This is a genomic window from Flavobacteriaceae bacterium, from assembly GCA_003443635.1.
In the GTDB taxonomy this organism is placed as follows: domain Bacteria; phylum Bacteroidota; class Bacteroidia; order Flavobacteriales; family Flavobacteriaceae; genus AU392.
Genome location: CP031964.1, coordinates 469,752 through 486,987 on the forward strand (window position 1 = coordinate 469,752; position 17,236 = coordinate 486,987).

13 protein-coding genes are annotated in these 17,236 nt (G+C 30.3%); 3 read left to right on the plus strand and 10 right to left on the minus strand.

Annotated elements, in window-relative coordinates; all coding sequences use genetic code 11:
- The first annotated feature begins 1 nt into the window (after nucleotide 1).
- On the plus strand, nucleotides 2-1,267 hold the full coding sequence (locus tag D1817_02100; protein ID AXT18697.1) for an MFS transporter: 1,266 nt from the start codon (nucleotides 2-4) through the stop codon (nucleotides 1,265-1,267).
- A gap of 2 nt (nucleotides 1,268-1,269) precedes the next feature.
- On the opposite strand, the gene D1817_02105 is transcribed toward D1817_02100, so the two are convergent.
- From D1817_02105 to D1817_02125, 5 genes are all read right to left on the minus strand, one after another.
- Nucleotides 1,270-2,115 carry an alpha/beta hydrolase gene (locus tag D1817_02105; protein AXT18698.1) on the minus strand — a complete coding sequence of 282 codons (846 nt, stop codon included), beginning with the start codon at nucleotides 2,113-2,115 and terminating at the stop codon, nucleotides 1,270-1,272.
- A 9-nt stretch (nucleotides 2,116-2,124) separates the two neighbouring features.
- Nucleotides 2,125-2,880: a UDP-2,3-diacylglucosamine diphosphatase gene (locus D1817_02110; GenBank protein AXT18699.1), complete on the minus strand. Its 756-nt coding sequence runs from the start codon at nucleotides 2,878-2,880 to the stop codon at nucleotides 2,125-2,127.
- Nucleotides 2,881-3,018: 138 nt separating this feature from the next.
- Nucleotides 3,019-3,471, minus strand: coding sequence for a 6-carboxytetrahydropterin synthase (locus D1817_02115; GenBank protein AXT18700.1), 453 nt, complete (start codon nucleotides 3,469-3,471; stop codon nucleotides 3,019-3,021).
- Between the two features lie 146 nt (nucleotides 3,472-3,617).
- The gene (locus tag D1817_02120; GenBank protein ID AXT18701.1) at nucleotides 3,618-4,964 is read right to left on the minus strand and encodes an MATE family efflux transporter; all 1,347 of its coding nucleotides are present in this window, start codon (nucleotides 4,962-4,964) and stop codon (nucleotides 3,618-3,620) included.
- Nucleotides 4,943-5,443: a GNAT family N-acetyltransferase gene (locus tag D1817_02125; GenBank protein ID AXT18702.1), complete on the minus strand. Its 501-nt coding sequence runs from the start codon at nucleotides 5,441-5,443 to the stop codon at nucleotides 4,943-4,945. The genes D1817_02120 and D1817_02125 overlap by 22 nt, the downstream gene beginning before the upstream one ends.
- Before the next feature lie 58 nt (nucleotides 5,444-5,501).
- Between D1817_02125 and D1817_02130 the strand changes: the two genes are divergently transcribed.
- Nucleotides 5,502-6,296 carry a universal stress protein gene (locus tag D1817_02130; protein ID AXT18703.1) on the plus strand — a complete coding sequence of 265 codons (795 nt, stop codon included), beginning with the start codon at nucleotides 5,502-5,504 and terminating at the stop codon, nucleotides 6,294-6,296.
- Between the two features lie 435 nt (nucleotides 6,297-6,731).
- Here D1817_02130 and D1817_02135 read toward each other — a convergent pair whose 3' ends face one another.
- The 5 genes from D1817_02135 to D1817_02155 form a co-directional block, all read right to left on the minus strand.
- A complete protein-coding gene (locus D1817_02135; GenBank protein AXT18704.1) occupies nucleotides 6,732-7,577 on the minus strand; it encodes an alpha/beta hydrolase in 846 nt (281 codons plus the stop codon).
- Nucleotides 7,574-10,333 carry a PD-(D/E)XK nuclease family protein gene (locus tag D1817_02140; GenBank protein AXT18705.1) on the minus strand — a complete coding sequence of 920 codons (2,760 nt, stop codon included), beginning with the start codon at nucleotides 10,331-10,333 and terminating at the stop codon, nucleotides 7,574-7,576. The genes D1817_02135 and D1817_02140 overlap by 4 nt, the downstream gene beginning before the upstream one ends.
- A 77-nt stretch (nucleotides 10,334-10,410) precedes the next feature.
- Nucleotides 10,411-11,781, minus strand: coding sequence for an OmpA family protein (locus D1817_02145; protein ID AXT18706.1), 1,371 nt, complete (start codon nucleotides 11,779-11,781; stop codon nucleotides 10,411-10,413).
- 122 nt (nucleotides 11,782-11,903) lie between these two features.
- On the minus strand, nucleotides 11,904-13,097 hold the full coding sequence (gene kbl, locus D1817_02150; GenBank protein ID AXT18707.1) for a glycine C-acetyltransferase: 1,194 nt from the start codon (nucleotides 13,095-13,097) through the stop codon (nucleotides 11,904-11,906).
- A gap of 19 nt (nucleotides 13,098-13,116) precedes the next feature.
- On the minus strand, nucleotides 13,117-16,242 hold the full coding sequence (locus D1817_02155; protein AXT18708.1) for a DNA helicase UvrD: 3,126 nt from the start codon (nucleotides 16,240-16,242) through the stop codon (nucleotides 13,117-13,119).
- 114 nt (nucleotides 16,243-16,356) lie between these two features.
- Here D1817_02155 and D1817_02160 point away from each other — a divergent pair, with 114 nt between their 5' ends.
- On the plus strand, nucleotides 16,357-16,965 hold the full coding sequence (locus D1817_02160; protein ID AXT18709.1) for a superoxide dismutase: 609 nt from the start codon (nucleotides 16,357-16,359) through the stop codon (nucleotides 16,963-16,965).
- Nucleotides 16,966-17,236: the final 271 nt, after the last annotated feature.

Below are 17,236 nucleotides of genomic sequence, written 5' to 3' on the forward strand. Positions count from 1 at the left end.
TATGGCTAAAAATGATCCTTACGCAGCTTTGCGAATTAGAGAATTCAATATATTTTTATTAGTACGCTTTGCTTTGGTATTTGGATGGTCTATGCAATTTGTAGTTATCGAATGGCAAGTTTATGCTTTGACCAAAGATCCATTATCTTTGGGAATTATTGGGTTATGTGAATTTTTACCTGCTTTTTTTCTCGCACCTTTTGCAGGACATATTGTTGATAAAAAAGAAAAACGAAACTTGTTTACACTTTGCATTGCACTCTTCTCTTTAATAAGCTTTGGGTTATTCTGGTTAACTTCAGAAACGATTGAATCCTCTTGGAGCACAAATGCTATTTTATATGGAATATATGGATTGGTATTTTTTGGAGGTGTTTTGAGAGCATTTTTTGGTCCAACGATTTTTTCGCTTATTGCACTTCTTGTTCCTAAAAAAGTATATCCTAATGCAGCTACATGGAGTAGTAGTACGTGGAAAGGAGCCAATGTTTTTGGAGCCTTGTGTGGTGGATTTTTTATTGCATGGATAGATGTACATTATACACTTGGTATAATATTTTTATTAGTGATGGTCGCATTGCTATTGGTTTTTCAAATAAATAAGAAGCCCGTTTTAAATAAAGAAACTAACGAATCGGTGAAGGAAAGCTTAAAAGCAGGAATTAAGTTTGTATTTAATGATAAAGTTATTTTGGGAGCACTTACTTTAGATATGATTGCAGTTTTATTTGGTGGTGCAGTTGCAATTTTTGCAGTATTTGCAAAAGATATTTTAGATGCTGGACCAAAAGGATTTGGGATATTAAATGCTGCACTTTCTTCTGGAAGTATTATTACCATGTTAGCGACAACCTATATACCTATTACTAAAAATACAGGAAGAAAATTACTCGTTTCAGTTTTTGGATTCGGTATCTGTATGATAATCTTTGGCGCTTCAAAGCTTTTATGGCTGAGTGTTTTGGCATTATTCTTTTCTGGAGTTTTTGATGGGGTTTCTATGGTTATTCGCCAAACTATTCTTCAACTTAAAACGCCAGATACTATGCGAGGGCGAGTTGGAGCAGTAAACTCTATGTTTGTAGGATCTTCTAATGAGCTTGGTGCTCTAGAAAGCGGTATAGCTGCTAAGATTTTTGGTGCACCATTAGCAGTTATTCTTGGTGGTACAGTAACACTTATTATTGTTGCTGTAATAAATTTTAAAAATAATTCGTTACGAGAATTAGATTTAAGAAAAGATATTGAGGAACATGAAAAAGAATAATTTTAGTTGGTTAAAAATTTTAAAATCAATGTGTTAATTTTATCTGGCTGCTCTTCTTGAATAAAATGTTTTGCTTCTAAAAGATGAATATACTCTTCTTGTAAATTTAAATCAGAAACTACACTATCTTTCATTTTATCAAGCACTAAAAAGCTATCGTATTTTCCCCAAATAAGAAGTTTTGGCATTTTTAAATTCTTAACCACAGCTTCATAATTAGGAAGATCAAAACATGTACTTGAAAAAAATTGATACATCGCTTTTGTTTTTCCTTCTAATAAGGGTTTTCTGTATCCTCGTAGAGCTGCTTTAGATAAATTATTATGTAATAAGCCACTATTAAAAAGCCCTTTTAGCATTGCATTAGTAGAAATTCCATTGCTATATAAAGCCATAATAAAGCGTGTTAAAAACCCTTTTTCTAAACGAATAGGAGGATTAAAACCTGCATCATAAATAATAGTATTTAATATAATTAATCGTTTTACACGATGTGCATTTTCTTTTAAAAGCTCCCAGGTCCATAAACCACCAGCATCATGAAATACATGATTCCAAGATTCAATATTTAAACCATTCATTAACTCTAATAAACGATTGGCATGTTGTGAAGGCTCATAAACTTCATACCCACTGGGTGATGCACTGGCTCCAAATCCCAGCATATCTGGAGCAATTACACGATGTGTTTGCGCCAATCCATTTATCATTTTACGATAAAGCCATGATGAGGTTGGTATACCGTGTAATAATACAATAACTTCCCCTTCTCCTTTATCTATGTATTTTAATTCGCCTTGAGAAGATTGAAAAGATTTTTGTTCTGATCGAAATTGCGAATAAATCATAATAAATAACTATTTATATTCTTTAAGCTCGAGTGTTTTACCGTTAAATTCGGCATAAGTATAATGTGTAATCCAATCACCGAGATTTGTGTATTTCGAATCCTGTTCTAATTGAATCTCTAATGGTAAATGGCGATGTCCAAATACAAAGTGATCACGATGCTTTTCTTGTAATTTCCTTTTACAATACTTTACTAGCCACTCTTTTTCTTCCCCTAAAAAAGTAATGTCTTCATCACCAGAAATAAGCTTGTTTTTAACAGATAAATATTGTCCTAACTTAACACCTAGATCGGGATGTAACCATCTAAATAACCACTTGCTAAACGAGTTAGTAAATACTTTTTTCATGCGCTTATAACCTTTATCTCCAGGGCCTAAACCATCGCCATGACCAATAAAAAAAGTTTTGTCATTAAAAGTGAACTCTTGAGGGTTGTGATATACAGGGATGTTTAGTTCTTTTTCAAAATAATCATTCATCCATAGGTCGTGATTCCCAACAAAAAAGTAAATAGGAATTCCTGAATCTGAAATTTCTGCTAGTTTTCCCAAAGTTCGTGTAAATCCTTTAGGAACCACGGTCTTATATTCAAACCAAAAATCGAATAGATCGCCTAAAAGGAAAATTGCGGCTGCATCATATTTTATGGTATCTAACCAAGCAACAAATTTTTGTTCACGAGGTCTACTTTCTGCTGCTGTTGGTGCTCCTAGATGATTATCTGAGGAGAAATAAACTTTTTTTCCTTCGGGAATTTGCATTTGTAAATATAAAGAAAGTCATAATTCCCACGAAGACAGGAATCTTTTTTATTTTTTTGCAGTATTGGTTTTTACGCTTGAGATTAAGTGATTGTTAAAGCCTTCTGTTTATGATAGAAGTAATTTACAGAATCTAACTTAATTATTATCTGACGCAAACCACTCTGCAAAAGAAGTATCTGTTTCTTGTAGTTTTATAGAGTGAAGCTTAATACCTTCTGGTAAACGAGCCTTTATTTTTTTTGCGAAATCAATAACCATACATTCGCTGGTAGGTTGGTAATTTACTAATAAAACATTGTGTCCTCGTCGCTCAAGTTCGCGAGCTAGCTCTACGTGAGGGGTATTTTTATTAAATACTGTAGCATGATCAAAAATATCGACAATCTCTTCTTTAACAATAAGTTTTAGATCGGTAAAATCGATTACCATCCCGTATTTTACATTAGAAGTATCGGCAATAGGTTGTCCGATAACTGTTACTGCTAGTTTATAACTATGACCATGTACATTTTTACATTTACCGTCATAACCATAAAGAGCATGACCGGTTTCGAAAGAGAATTGTTTTGTAATACGAATGTTGCTCATTGCTTAACTTTTGTAATGCAAAGATACTATCTTCTTTTTCGTTTATTGATAAAATAAACAACGATTAAAACAATTCCTAAAATGAGAAAGAGACCATTACCGCCTAAAAAATTAAGAATATCCATTATATTTTGTTTTTTTCAAAGTTAAGTTTTTTGAGAAAGAGGGATAAATATTTTTCTAAATATTACAATTAGGGGAATGCCTCTGGCAATAATCCAAATAATAAGAGAAACAAAAATGGCATAAAGCTTATAGCCAAAACTATCTAAAAGTAATAAAAACGGTATAAAAACAATAAAGGTTGAAAACAGTAAAATATTACGTAAATAATGAGTTTTACCAAGACCCTTAAAAATGCCATCAAAAATAAAAGCAATAGCACAAAAGGGTTGCATTATTAAAACCACCCAAAATACTTTATAAAATTGCTTTAAAACCTCTGGATCTTTGCTAAAAATAATTCCGAGAGGGTAATAAAGTATACTTCCAACAATAGCTAGAATAATTCCGATAACAATACCATACCTAATGAGTTGATTGCTTAATTGCAGCAATGTTTTATACTGCTTGCTACCTAGTAATTTTCCTGAAATAATATTGCCTGCACTGGCATAACCATCAATAATAAAAGCTCCTAAAAACCATAAATTAATAGCGATAGTATAAGCTGCAATATATTCTTTTCCATAACTCGTGGCAAAAGAACTTCCAAAATATAATGTGACATTAAGTGCAACAGTACGTACAAACAAATTTGCTATCATTAATAAGAAATTATTGATTTCTTTATTAAACGGGAAGCTAAGTCTAAGCGGGATAGATGTTTTTTTAAGTAAATAATACACCGAGAATAATGCCATTAATAATTGTGCTACTACACTAGCATAAGCAGCTCCCTGAATGTGCATTGGAGCAATGTAACCATCAATACCATACACTAAAATAAAATCTAAAACAATATTTGCAACCGTACCAATAATAGCAATTAACATAGGGTAATATGTATTTTGTAAACCTCTAAAAGTGCCAAAAACTGCAATAGTAAAAAGGGTAAACGGGAAACCAAACACACGTATTTTATAATAATCTACACTATAATCTAAAATAAGGTCAGTAGCGTTGTAGAGTTTAAAAATAGGCTCTGCAAACGGATAAGTACCAATTATAATAAGGATACTTATTGAAGTTACAATTAAAATAGCTTGAGCAGGAAGGTTTTTAACTTCATCTATTTTTTCGGCACCTACATATTGTGAAACGATTGAAGATATGGCACTTCGTGTTTGCCCGAGCACCCAAATAAGCATCGACAAAAAAGTAGTGACAATCCCTACAGCTGCTAAAGACTCTGTAGCATTAAGCTCAACATTTCCAACAATAGCTGCATCTGTTAATGATAAAACAGGCTCCGACACTCCAGAAATTAATGCAGGAATCGCTAACTTATTAATATGTTTTAAGCTAATATTCAAAAGACGTATTCGTAGCAATAAAAGTCGTGCTCACTTTGCTTAGGATAATGAATAATCTCTAAACGTTGGTAACCTCGTTGTTCATAAAATTTCTGATTGCTTTTATTTTGAGAAAAAGTATCGAGGCGTACAGAAGTATAATTGTTAGTTTTAGCATATTGCTCTGCAAAAGTCATGAGTTGCTGAGCAAAACCTTGTTTTTGGTAGTTTGGATGCACAGCTAAACGATGGATATAAACATTATTATTGTTAGGAGTTAACCATTTTACAGGGCGGTACTCTTCGTCAACGTAAGTTGAAATTACCACACAACCTATAATAGCGTTCTGATGTTCCAAAAGATAAAGCTCATCTCTATTAATGTCATTCTCAAAAGCTTTACGACTTGGATATATATCATTCCACTGATAAATACCTTTACTAATTAAGAATTGAGCACAATCTTGAGTTATTTTTAAAATCGAATCAATATCTTTAAGAGTCGCTTTACGAATCATTTTTAATGTTTATTTTTGTAAAAAATTTCGCGTAAAGTTAGTTTTTAAATCTTTGATTATGAAGAATATTTTAGTTCCTATTGGTAATTCTAAAAATGTACTAAGCCATTTGCAGTATGCTATTGATTTTGCGGCATCTTTTGGCGCTACATTATATTTAGTACAAGTATATAATGTTTATGCCAAAGCAGGTACGATGATTAAAGTAGACGATATTTTAGAACGTGAAGGTCAAGTTTATTTAAATGAACTTATAGAAAAGGTAGATACCAAAAACGTAACAATTATCCCCAGAACCATAAAAGGCAGTTTGGTAGATACTTTAGAGTTAGCCGCAAAGAAAGCAGATATTGATTTAATTTTAATCGAACCAAGAACAACGTCTATAAAAGATGAAGTGTTTTTGGGGAAAACATCAGGAAGAATTATTAAAAAAACCAATATACCTGCATTAATCGTCCCTGATAATTATACGTTTAAACCGGTTAATAAAATTTTAATGGCTGTAAAATCTGCCATCATTAAAAAAACGGGGGTTTTAAACCCATTACAAGTATTAAAAGCACATTTTGAAGCTACAGTAAATCTATTATTAGTAAAAACGCCATACCATAAAGAAGGTGATTTTGAAATTAACACAGAACTATCAGGAATAATTACAGATACTACAAAAACAGAAAACGCTACAACATTTCAAGGAGTTTTAGAGCATTACCAATCTAACGCTCCAGACATGCTTTGTGTGGTACGTCGTAAGCGAGGATTTTTTACCAAAAAATGGGAGAAAAATACCATCCTAAAAAAGCAATTTCACAGCTCTATACCAGTTTTAGTATTAAGAGGGCTTAAATAGTTTTTAAGATAGTAGTATTTGCAAAAAAAGGGAATGTTCTTTCTTTTTAAAATGAAATCCACGAAGGAGATTCACGAATTCCTATATATCAAATAAATATGTATGAGTAAAGAACCAAAGAAAACTTTCCACTATATATTACACAAAACAAGCAGCCCGTTAAGACTGCTTGATTGCTTGGATGATATTGTTTATTAACTAATCTGTTTTATTATTTAAAGAATCTCTACTTTCTGTTATTATTTTCTGTATAGAATCTAAAGGGTTTATATTTTTTTCTTTCAAATCTGAATTGATATTCTCTACAGCCTTAATTGTTTCAACTGAAGCTTCTCCAAACCCAACAGATATTCTATAATAAAAAATCCCTATTGAAACTAATGCTAATATTATTATAGAAATAAATGTAATCCTAATCTTTTTCTTGTGTGAATTTCATCTTATTAAAAACTGAAGACTCTTATTTACAACTTTTAGCAAGTCTTTTGGCAAATTATTTTCTTTCCAAGGATGTGAAGCACCAAAAACATGATTTGCATTTTCAATAATAAATAATTCACTATTAAGATTCCATAAATGTAATGCTTCTGCCTCTTTATGAGAAACAGCTATATCATTTGTACCGTGAATAATAAGATGAGGAATAGTTAATTGCTTTATCGCTCGTTTAATAGTTAATCGTTTTTCATTAGTTTTAAAATTTTCGAAAAACTGATAGTAATGTGGCATTTGTTGTTTAGTACGGCCATTGATAACATAAAAAACACCATCGTTTTGCCATTGTTTTAAAGCATTACCTTTAATAAACCTGCTTCCATAATCGCAAACAGATGCCCAAGTAATTAAATTAGTAACTCGAGGATCTTCTTCTGCTTTTATTGCTACAATACCTCCACCACGTGAATGACCCATTAAAGTAACGTTAATTGGGTTAATTTCAGAATTTATAGAGATAGTATCAGATAGAGAATAATTAATAATATCGTTTAAGTCATCTAACTCTAAAGAATAATTATTAGTAGCAAAGGCATCTAAATCGGGAAAATCAATAGGTTGCTCTATAGTACCTCCGTTATGAGAAAAGTTAAATTTTATAAATACAAACCCCGCTTCTGCAAAAGCTTTAGCAACCAAATCCCAAGCGCCCCAATCTTTAAACCCTTTATAGCCATGACAAAAAATAACCAAAGGTTTTTTCTTTTCAGAAGTTTTATAAAAAGCATCCCATGATATGGGTTTTTTGCCAGTTCTTTTTAAGACATTGTTTTTAAGAATAATCATAACTCTTTTTCTATAAAATCAATATTAGGATTACAAATTTCTATAATTAGTGCTTTTAATTCATTATAAAATGCATCAAGAGTTTCTGATGTAATATTAAAATCTTTTTTAGCATGGGCTCCAAGTCTGTCTTTTTTTGCAAATTTTAAAAACCCAGCATTTAAATTTTTAAATGAAATGATCCCTACTTCAATAGGAAAATTTAACGACTTTCGTTTATGCATCATAAATGCATACATTAATATTTGAAAACTCTTGCTGTATTTGTCGTAATCAGTTGTGATGTCTTCCCAATTAACAATTTCAACTTTACCTTGTTCTACTTTCCCTGATTTATAATCAATAATACGAAGCTTACCATTAAACTCATCTACTCGATCTACTTTTCCATTTACAGTTATAGGGAAATTTAATTCAGGAATAGAAATAGGAATTTGTAAATCGGTTTCAATTTCAATAATTTTAATTGTATTCCCTTTTTTAATGTGATCTCTCTCTGTATTTAAAAAGTTAGAGATATAACGTTTGGCAATTTCAAAAATGATTAAATTCTTACCTTGGGTTAAAGTACCTTCTTTATAAATGGTTTTAAAATGATGTGTTACCATTTTGTTTATATTTAAATGCATAGCATCTAAATGGTCTATAGTTAAAAAATGGCCTTCAATAGGTTTATAAAAATCTTCTAATGTATTGTGTATAACAGTTCCTAATGTATTTGCAGCTACAACTTCTTCTACAGTTTCCTCTTCACGAATACCTAATATCTTTTGATAATAAAAATCTATAGGATTTCGAATATAATTAGATAAAGAAGATGGAGAAAACCCTTTTAAGGCTAATGATCTAATTTTTTTTAAAACGGATTCATTTTTTAAAATCACCTCACTGAACTTTTTAATTTGAGGAGTTTTTGGAGTAATAATAGTTTGATTTAACTTGTGAATGCCTTCAATTTCTAATTGCGTTATAAACCTGCTTTTTTCATTACCGTTTAAGACGTCGGGTTCTGTATTGTATAAAACGTATACATTTTTAGCGCGTTGAATTAATCTGTAAAAATGATAAGTATAAACCGCATCTTTTTCTTTGTAAGTTGGCAATCCATTTTCGAGTTTTACATCAAAAGGAATAAATGAATTATTGCTTTTTCCAGAAGGAAGAATACCTTCGTTTACCGATGAAATAATAACAGTTTCAAAATCCAAAACACGAGATTCTAACATTCCCATTATTTGAAGACCTTGTAAAGGTTTACCTTGAAAATCTAAAGTTTCTGAGCTTAAAAGCTCTTTATATATAGTATAAATTGCTCTAATATTTGTAGCATATTTATAAGTGACATTTAACGTGTTGAGCATGTTAAATACTTCGTTAAAACGATAGAGATACTCTAAGCTAAGGAGGTTTTTATCCTTATCTAGATCTAAGCGCTCTTTCATTAAAACCATTAACTTTAAGCATTGTTGTAACGTTATATTAGAGTCATTTTTCCAAGTATTAAATAGAAGTGAAGTAATTACTAAATTCTCTTTAGATAACTCCTTTAATTTATCTGTAGAAATAAATAAGAAGTTATTTGTACGAATACTGTCGATTATTTTTTCGGCATTATCTTCACCTTCAGCTAAGTATAAAGGTCTAACAAAAGGATGTGAAATAATAGCAATAACATCTTTATAATATAATGAATCTGTATGATGCATTTGCAACTGAAATAACTGCTCAAATAATGATGCTAAAGGGATAGATTTTAATGGAAATCCCATAGTAATATTTAGAGCATCTATACTATTGGGTATAGAGTTTAAAACAGGAATTAGTAAATTTTCGTCACTTAAAACTATAGCTGTATTATTTAGTGTAGGATTTACTTTTTTAAAACCCTCTAAAATATTACCTATATATTTTGCTTGCCCTATATTTTTTGGAACTCCTACTACCGAAATATTTTTTTCTTTAGAGTAGTTATCTGCAAGCCAATTAAAAGGGTTATTGTAAAAGTATTTCCAATTAACTTTATGTTGTTTTAAGAATAAGCTTGCATCGTGATTTTTAGCATTAAAAAAAGTAATATCTGTATCCCAGTAAATTTCTGCTAACTGATTGTGAAGTAACTCCTGTATGATGGTGGATTCAGCAGTATTTAACGCATTAAAACCAATAAAAATGTGTTGTTTTCTTGAGTTTGCTTGAATATAATTCTCTAAGTTTTCAACACTTTCTCTATAAATTAAACCTTGATATCCAATTCCAGTAGTTATTAATACATCACTTAAATTTTTATAATATTGCTTAAGCTGCTTCCAAAACAGTAAATAGTTTTTAATAAGAGGTGTTTGATTACTTTCTAGAGACCAATGATTAGTTTCTTGAATAGCATTTAAATAATCAAAAATTTGCTCTTGTGGAATTAAATATCGATCTATTTCGTTAAAATCTTGAAGGATTATTTGAGCCCATTTTGAAAAAGTATCAAATGATTCAATATTTTCTTTTGGAGTAATTTTAAGGTATATTTCATAAAATTTAAAAAGAAGCTCTGTATTAGTAATTTGTTTTAATTGAGATAACTCTTCTACAAACTCCTCAATACTCAAAATCTCTGGAGCGAAAATTGTTTGAGAAACTAATTTTGATAGTTCGTGTTTTAAAAAATTACCAGCGCGTTTACTTGGTAATATAAAAGTAAGCTGAGAAAAATCAACTTCTTTTTTTTGAAGTGATATTAATACATCGTTTATAAAACTAGTCATCGTATAAAAATAAAAAACGCTTCGATAATTCGAAGCGTTTTTCTATTTTATATTATTTATTAAAGTTGCTTTTAAACTTAGTTTACAAGTTTTACTTCAACACGTCTGTTAGCAGCTCTACCAGCTCTAGTTTTATTAGTTTCAATTGGAGAACCTTGACCATAACCTTGAGAGGTTAATCTGTTTGAAGAAATACCATTTGTTACTAAATAATCTAATACAGCCTTAGCTCTAGCTTCAGATAATTTTTGATTACCTGTTTCACTACCAGTGCTATCGGTATGACCTTCTATTCTAAAATTAGCTTTAGGATATTCTTTTAAAATTGCTGTAATTGCTTGTAATGTTGGGAAAGCATCATCTTTAAAAGTAGATCTACTTGAATTAAAGTTAATTGTTCTAGCATATTCTGTTAATTGCTTTTGTACTTCCTCAGTAGGAACTACAACTTCTGGACAACCATTATTTGCAACAGTACCAACTTCATTAGGACATTGATCATCTTTATCTAAAACACCATCACCATCAGAATCTGGCCAAGGACAACCATTGTTTGCAGATGGTCCAGCTTCATTAGGACAATTATCGCTAGCATCAGTAACACCATCCCCATCAGCATCAGGACAACCATTTAATGATTTTAATCCAGCTACATTAGGGCAATTATCTTTGTTGTCTGCAATACCATCCCCATCAGAATCTGGGCAACCGTTAAACTCTGCTAAACCAGCTTCGTTAGGGCAAGTATCTTTAGAATCTTGAATGCCATCCCCATCAGAATCAGGACAACCATTAAACTCTGCTAACCCAGGAACATCTGGGCAGGCATCGTTTTTATCATAAATACCATCACCATCTGTATCTTTACCACCAAATTTAAAATTAAGCCCAACAGAATGTTGAAAATGATCTGCTAAACGACTTGCATCATAAGAATTTTTATAAGATGTCTGTACATTAAAACCAACTTTGTCACTTAAACGGAAATTTAATCCAAGGGTACCATTTAAAGTTCCAGATCCAATATCATCAACCCAAGTAAACCCAGATCCAAGCCCTATATATGGTTCAAGAATTCCTAAATTAATTATTTCTGAAAAATTAAAGAAGAATGTTCCGTCTAAACCAAAATAAGTTAAATCATCAACTGGTAATTCTCCAAAGTTTTCTATTAAATTATAAGATCCCATTATCCCAAAAGAGAAACCATCACTTATATATCTAGAAACAGAAACTGTAGTAACAGAAGACACAAAATTGTAATTATCAAACCCAAAGAAGTCATCAAAAAGCCCTTCACTGAAAGGAGAATCATTTCCCGTAGGGAAAAAGTCTACAGCATTTGTACCAATGCCTATAGCCCAAGGATTGTTTTTATCCTGCGCATTCAAATTGCTAAAACTCATTGTTATAAATAAAATAAGCAATAGTTTGCTAAGATTTTTCATATTGTTAGTTTTTATTTTAGTGTTAATTAAAAGCAAAAGTAAGATGTTAAATATTATTAACAAAACCAAATATAGTAAAATATTAACTTTTTTTTAGTAAAATATAACTCGCAAAATTATTTTCAAATAATTTGTAAATGTTTACCAACACTAATAAAGCTCTTGATAGCCTTATCTAAATGCTCTTTTGTATGAGCTGCAGATAGTTGTACTCTTATTCTTGCTTTATCTTTTGGAACTACTGGAAAAAAGAATCCAATTACGTAAATACCTTCTTCTAAAAGCATATTAGCCATTGTTTGAGAAAGTTTTGCGTCATAAAGCATTACTGGTACTATAGCAGAATCTCCATCTACAATATCAAAGCCTGCTTTTTTCATTTCAGTTTTAAAATAATTGGTATTCGACTCTACTTGATCTCTTAAAGTTGTGTCGTTTTTAAGTAACTCAAATACTTTTATAGAAGCACCAACTATTGCAGGAGCTAAAGAGTTTGAAAACAGATAAGGTCTAGAGCGTTGACGTAATATATCTATAATTTCTTTTTTACCGGTAGTATACCCACCCATGGCACCTCCAAGAGCTTTACCTAAAGTACCAGTAATAATATCTACACGACCCATTACATCTTTTTCTTCTAGTGTACCACGACCAGTTTTACCTATAAACCCAGCAGCATGACATTCGTCTACCATTACTAAAGCGTCGTATTTATCTGCTAGATCACAAATTTTGTCTAAAGGAGCTACTAACCCATCCATAGAAAACACACCATCTGTAACAATTATTTTAAATCGAGCTCCATTAGCATTGGCTTCCTGTAATTGTTTTTCGAGACCATCCATATCTCCATTTTGATAACGATAACGTGCAGCTTTACATAAACGCACTCCATCAATTATTGAAGCATGATTTAAAGAGTCTGATATTATAGCATCTTCGGCTGTTAACAAAGGCTCGAAAACACCACCGTTTGCATCAAAAGCAGCAGCATATAAAATAGTATCTTCAGTTTCGTAAAAATCTGCAATAGTTTGCTCTAGTTTTTTATGAATATCTTGAGTTCCGCAAATAAATCTTACTGACGACATTCCAAACCCATGTGTGTCCATAGTATCTTTTGCTGCTTGAACAACTTCTGGGTGTGAGGATAATCCTAAATAATTATTAGCACAAAAATTAAGTACTGTTTCGCCTGTATTTAAAGTGATTTCGGCTTCTTGAGCAGAGGTTATGACACGTTCTTCTTTATAAAGCCCGTTATCTTTTATGTTTTGAATTTCGTTTTGTAAATATTGTTTTATATTACCGTACATTATATTGTTTTTTGCAAATTTAAACTTCTTTTATTTCTAATGAATCATTTATATAAATAAGTACTTTTTTTATAACTATAAACCCCATATCTTCAAGTGCATCTTGATAATCTTGTAGCTGTTCTTGGTATTTTGGGTTTGATAATCCTGTTTTGTAATCTATAATTATTACTTCATTTTTATCGTTTATAACTAGTCGATCAGGACGTAAACTCACTCCCGTTTTAGTTATAATATCCTTTTCATTATAAATGGTATAATTTGAATTAAAATAATCTTTTAATTCGGGGTGCTGAGCAATATTAATAACAATTTTTTTAAGAGATTGAAATTGTCTTGCATTTATAAAACCAGAATTTAAAAATGAATTAAAAGTCATATCAATATCAATTTCAGTCTTAATTTTTGACATAATATGATGAATCAAATTTCCTTTTTCAATGGCTTCTTGCTGGTTAGTGTCCCATAAATAACCTGAACTGGTTACTATCTTAATATTGTGATCTTTTTTAGGAGTCGAAATAAATAGCTTTTGCTCAATAGTATTATTAAATGATTTCTCAGAAACAGATTCTTTTTTAGAGCTTCCAAAACAGAAAGAAGTAGTATTATCATTCCATTCCCCTATATGCTTTAAATAATTAATAAACAGTCCAGAATATAATTTTAAATTGCCTTCTTTTGAAGGACGGCTACTAATAATAAATAATTGCTCGATAGCTCGAGTTAGAGCAACATAGAGTAAATTAATATTATCGAGCTCTAATTCAGCTTGATGTTTTTCATAAATTTGCTGACCATGATCCCCATAATTTTCAAAATCTTTAGAGTAATTTAAAAATGCATTGGTAAACCCATTATAATCTTCAGGATTTATAGGTAACCATTCTTTTGGCTCACGTTCTCGATAAATATCTAGATCGGCATAAGGAAAAATCACTATAGGAAACTCCAACCCTTTGGCTTTATGAATGGTCATAATTTGTATCGCATTATTTCCTTCGGGCGATACAATACTTAAGCTATCTTTTTTAGATTCAAAATAATCAACGAAGTCCAAGATACTTGATAAATGTTTTTGAGAGTAGTCTAAAACAACATCCAAGAAAAACTGAACATAAGCATCAGAAGCCTTAACAAGATGAAATGATTGAATAATGGCTTCTATAGTTTCATATAATGGTAATTGCAATGCTTCGTTATAATTAAAACTAATACCATAATCCTTAAGTTTATCAAATAATATTTTAATTTCTAAATTAATATGTGCACTATAAAAATGATGTTTATCTGTAATATTAAATTTATGATTGGCTAAATACTTAAGAAGTAAAATTTTTATTTCATTGTCTTTAGGTCGAAATAAAAATTTTAATAGGTTAATAATAAAACTAACCTCAGGAGAGTTTGAAATTAATAATGTTTCGGATGAGATAATATCTATTCCAACTTCATCTGTTAAATAATTAGCAATAGCAACACCTTCTTTTTTCTTCCTAACGAGTATGGTAATATCTTTAAGTTGAAATCCATTGGACAAACATTCTTCAATAGTTTCTACTACTTTTTGAGAATATAAAAGATCTTTGTTATCTTCTTTTTCAATATTTAAAAACGAAATATTTACATACCCTTCCTTATCTTTTTTTATGTTTTGAGAACTTTGTTGATATAAATTCTCATAAACACTATCACTAAATGCAAAACCAGATAATGTTTTAAAAAATTGATTATTAAAATTAACTATTTGTGAGTAACTCCTATAATTATTAGGAAGTTGTTTATTTTGTTTTTCTATAAAAAAAGGATTGTCATGTTCATATAAACCTATAAATTGTTCTGCTTTCCCACCTCGCCACCTATAAATAGCTTGTTTTGCATCGCCTACTAAAGTAACACTAGTTTGCTCTCCGGAGAGAGAATTATCTAAAAGAGGGATTAAATTCTCCCATTGTAATACAGAAGTATCTTGAAACTCATCTATAAAATAATGTTTGAACTTCTCGCCTATACGCTCATAAATAAAAGGAGTGGGCTGATCTTTTATCTGCTCACTAATAATAGCATTAAACTCTGAAATTAATATTAGATTTCTATCTTGTTTTATTATATTAATCTCTTTGTTTATAGCACTTATAACAGATAATGGTGTCACATTTTTATAGAACACATTAAAAAAACGATACTGAAACACTAATGCTTTGGTTTCATTAAAAGCAGAGGTTAATTGTGATTGAATTTCTTCTATAACAGAGGCGATATTATTTTCTACTCGTTTAGGATATAGAACTTTATTTTCAATATCTTCCTGCCACTTAGCTTCAAAATTGATATTAAATTTTTTGTTTGCTAGATTATTAAAATGTTTAGGAAGATAACTTCCAGAAAAATCATTGTATTGTAAACCACATTCTTCAATTAAAGTTAATACATCGTTAGATTTTTCAACAATTGTTCTTTCAGAAGAAATAATATATTGTTTAAGAGTGTTTTTTAGGGCTTTAAAATCTTCAGGAGTTTTATTTTTTAAAGCACTTATAAATGGAATGTCATTTTCACTAACAAGAAGCTGAGCTATTTTATTAAAATCGTAAGAGACATCCCAACTTTTATCATCATCAGCTTTTTCAATTGCAAAATCCACTAAAACCTTAGTGAGTATTTTATCTTTACCTGCATTAGCTATTAAAGCATCTACAGCTTCTTTTAAAAGCATATCAGTATCTAATTCAACTTCGAAATTTATTGGAATTTGTAAATCGAATGCGAAAGTTCTAATTAGTTTTTGAGTAAATTTATCGATCGTAGAAATATCAAATGCAGCATAATTATGAACAATATTGTTTAAAAGAGTTTTTGATTTTTGATGCAGTGTTTTTGCTTCAATATTTAATTCTTTACATAATTCTAAAAACATATCGTCAGACGATTCTAAAATAGCTTCAGTAGCAAATGTTTTTAGTGTATTAATAATACGTTCTTTCATTTCTGCAACAGCTTTATTTGTAAAAGTAATTGCTAAAATATGCTTGTAGGGTTCTTTGTAAGTAGAGCTAAAACAAATTTTTAAATACTCTTTTACTATGGTATATGTTTTACCACTTCCAGCGGAAGCATTATAAATATTGAATGTGGTAGAATTCAAGAAAGAAAAATTTTATACCAAAATAAGTAATCTTAATAACTTATTAAGGTAAATTTTAAAGCTTTATCGTAAATTTGAAAGAAATTAAAATATTAATAATTAAACATAAATATTATGGCTTTTGAATTACCACAATTAAAATATGCCTACGATGCTTTAGAACCTCATATTGATGCACGCACGATGGAGATCCACCATTCTAAACACCACAACGGATATACAAATAATTTAAATAATGCTATTTCTGGAACAGATTTAGAAAATAAGTCTATTGAAGATATTTTAAAAAACCTTGATATGTCTAATGGGGCGGTAAGAAATAATGGAGGCGGATTTTATAATCACTCTTTATTTTGGGAAGTAATGAATCCGGAAGGTAAAGGACGTTTGTCGGGAGAATTAAAAGATGCTATTGAAGCAGCTTACGGTGATGTTGATACTTTTAAAGACGCTTTTAGTAAAGCTGCAGCTACTAGATTTGGTTCTGGTTGGGCTTGGTTGTGTGTACATGAAGGCGGAAGAGTAGAAGTATGCTCTACGCCAAATCAAGACAACCCATTAATGCCAAGTGTTGGCTGTGGAGGTACTCCAATTTTAGGATTAGATGTTTGGGAGCATGCCTATTACTTAAATTATCAGAATCGTCGTCCGGATTATATTAATGCATTTTTTAATGTGATTAATTGGAATGAAGTTGAAAGACGTTATGCTGAAGCAAAATAAAATTTAAAATAAAGATTGATAATATTAAGCATCTACTTAAAATAGATGCTTTTTTATTACAAAAAACTAAAGTATTGTGTAATAAAAAAGGTGAACTCTCGTTCACCTTTTTTGCCCCAAATCTACCATAAACTTAACCTACTTATGTTATGGTGATACGAATATAACGTTGTTTTATTTAAATTATTTTATTTATTAGATTAACTACTTAAAAATTAGTCTAAGCTAATTATTAAGGCTTGAAAATGAAGTTTTTAAAAGAAGATAAAAA

Bases quoted from the DNA above. Each gene is read 5' to 3' on its own strand.
- D1817_02160 (AXT18709.1), top strand. From the start codon at position 16,357: ATGGCTTTTGAATTACCACAATTAAAATATGCCTACGATGCTTTAGAA.
- D1817_02130 (AXT18703.1), top strand. From the start codon at position 5,502: ATGAAGAATATTTTAGTTCCTATTGGTAATTCTAAAAATGTACTAAGC.
- D1817_02110 (AXT18699.1), bottom strand. From the start codon at position 2,880: ATGCAAATTCCCGAAGGAAAAAAAGTTTATTTCTCCTCAGATAATCAT.
- D1817_02140 (AXT18705.1), bottom strand. From the start codon at position 10,333: ATGACTAGTTTTATAAACGATGTATTAATATCACTTCAAAAAAAAGAA.
- D1817_02145 (AXT18706.1), bottom strand. From the start codon at position 11,781: ATGAAAAATCTTAGCAAACTATTGCTTATTTTATTTATAACAATGAGT.
- kbl (AXT18707.1), bottom strand. From the start codon at position 13,097: ATGTACGGTAATATAAAACAATATTTACAAAACGAAATTCAAAACATA.
- D1817_02135 (AXT18704.1), bottom strand. From the start codon at position 7,577: ATGATTATTCTTAAAAACAATGTCTTAAAAAGAACTGGCAAAAAACCC.
- D1817_02115 (AXT18700.1), bottom strand. From the start codon at position 3,471: ATGAGCAACATTCGTATTACAAAACAATTCTCTTTCGAAACCGGTCAT.
- D1817_02100 (AXT18697.1), top strand. From the start codon at position 2: ATGGCTAAAAATGATCCTTACGCAGCTTTGCGAATTAGAGAATTCAAT.
- D1817_02125 (AXT18702.1), bottom strand. From the start codon at position 5,443: ATGATTCGTAAAGCGACTCTTAAAGATATTGATTCGATTTTAAAAATA.
- D1817_02105 (AXT18698.1), bottom strand. From the start codon at position 2,115: ATGATTTATTCGCAATTTCGATCAGAACAAAAATCTTTTCAATCTTCT.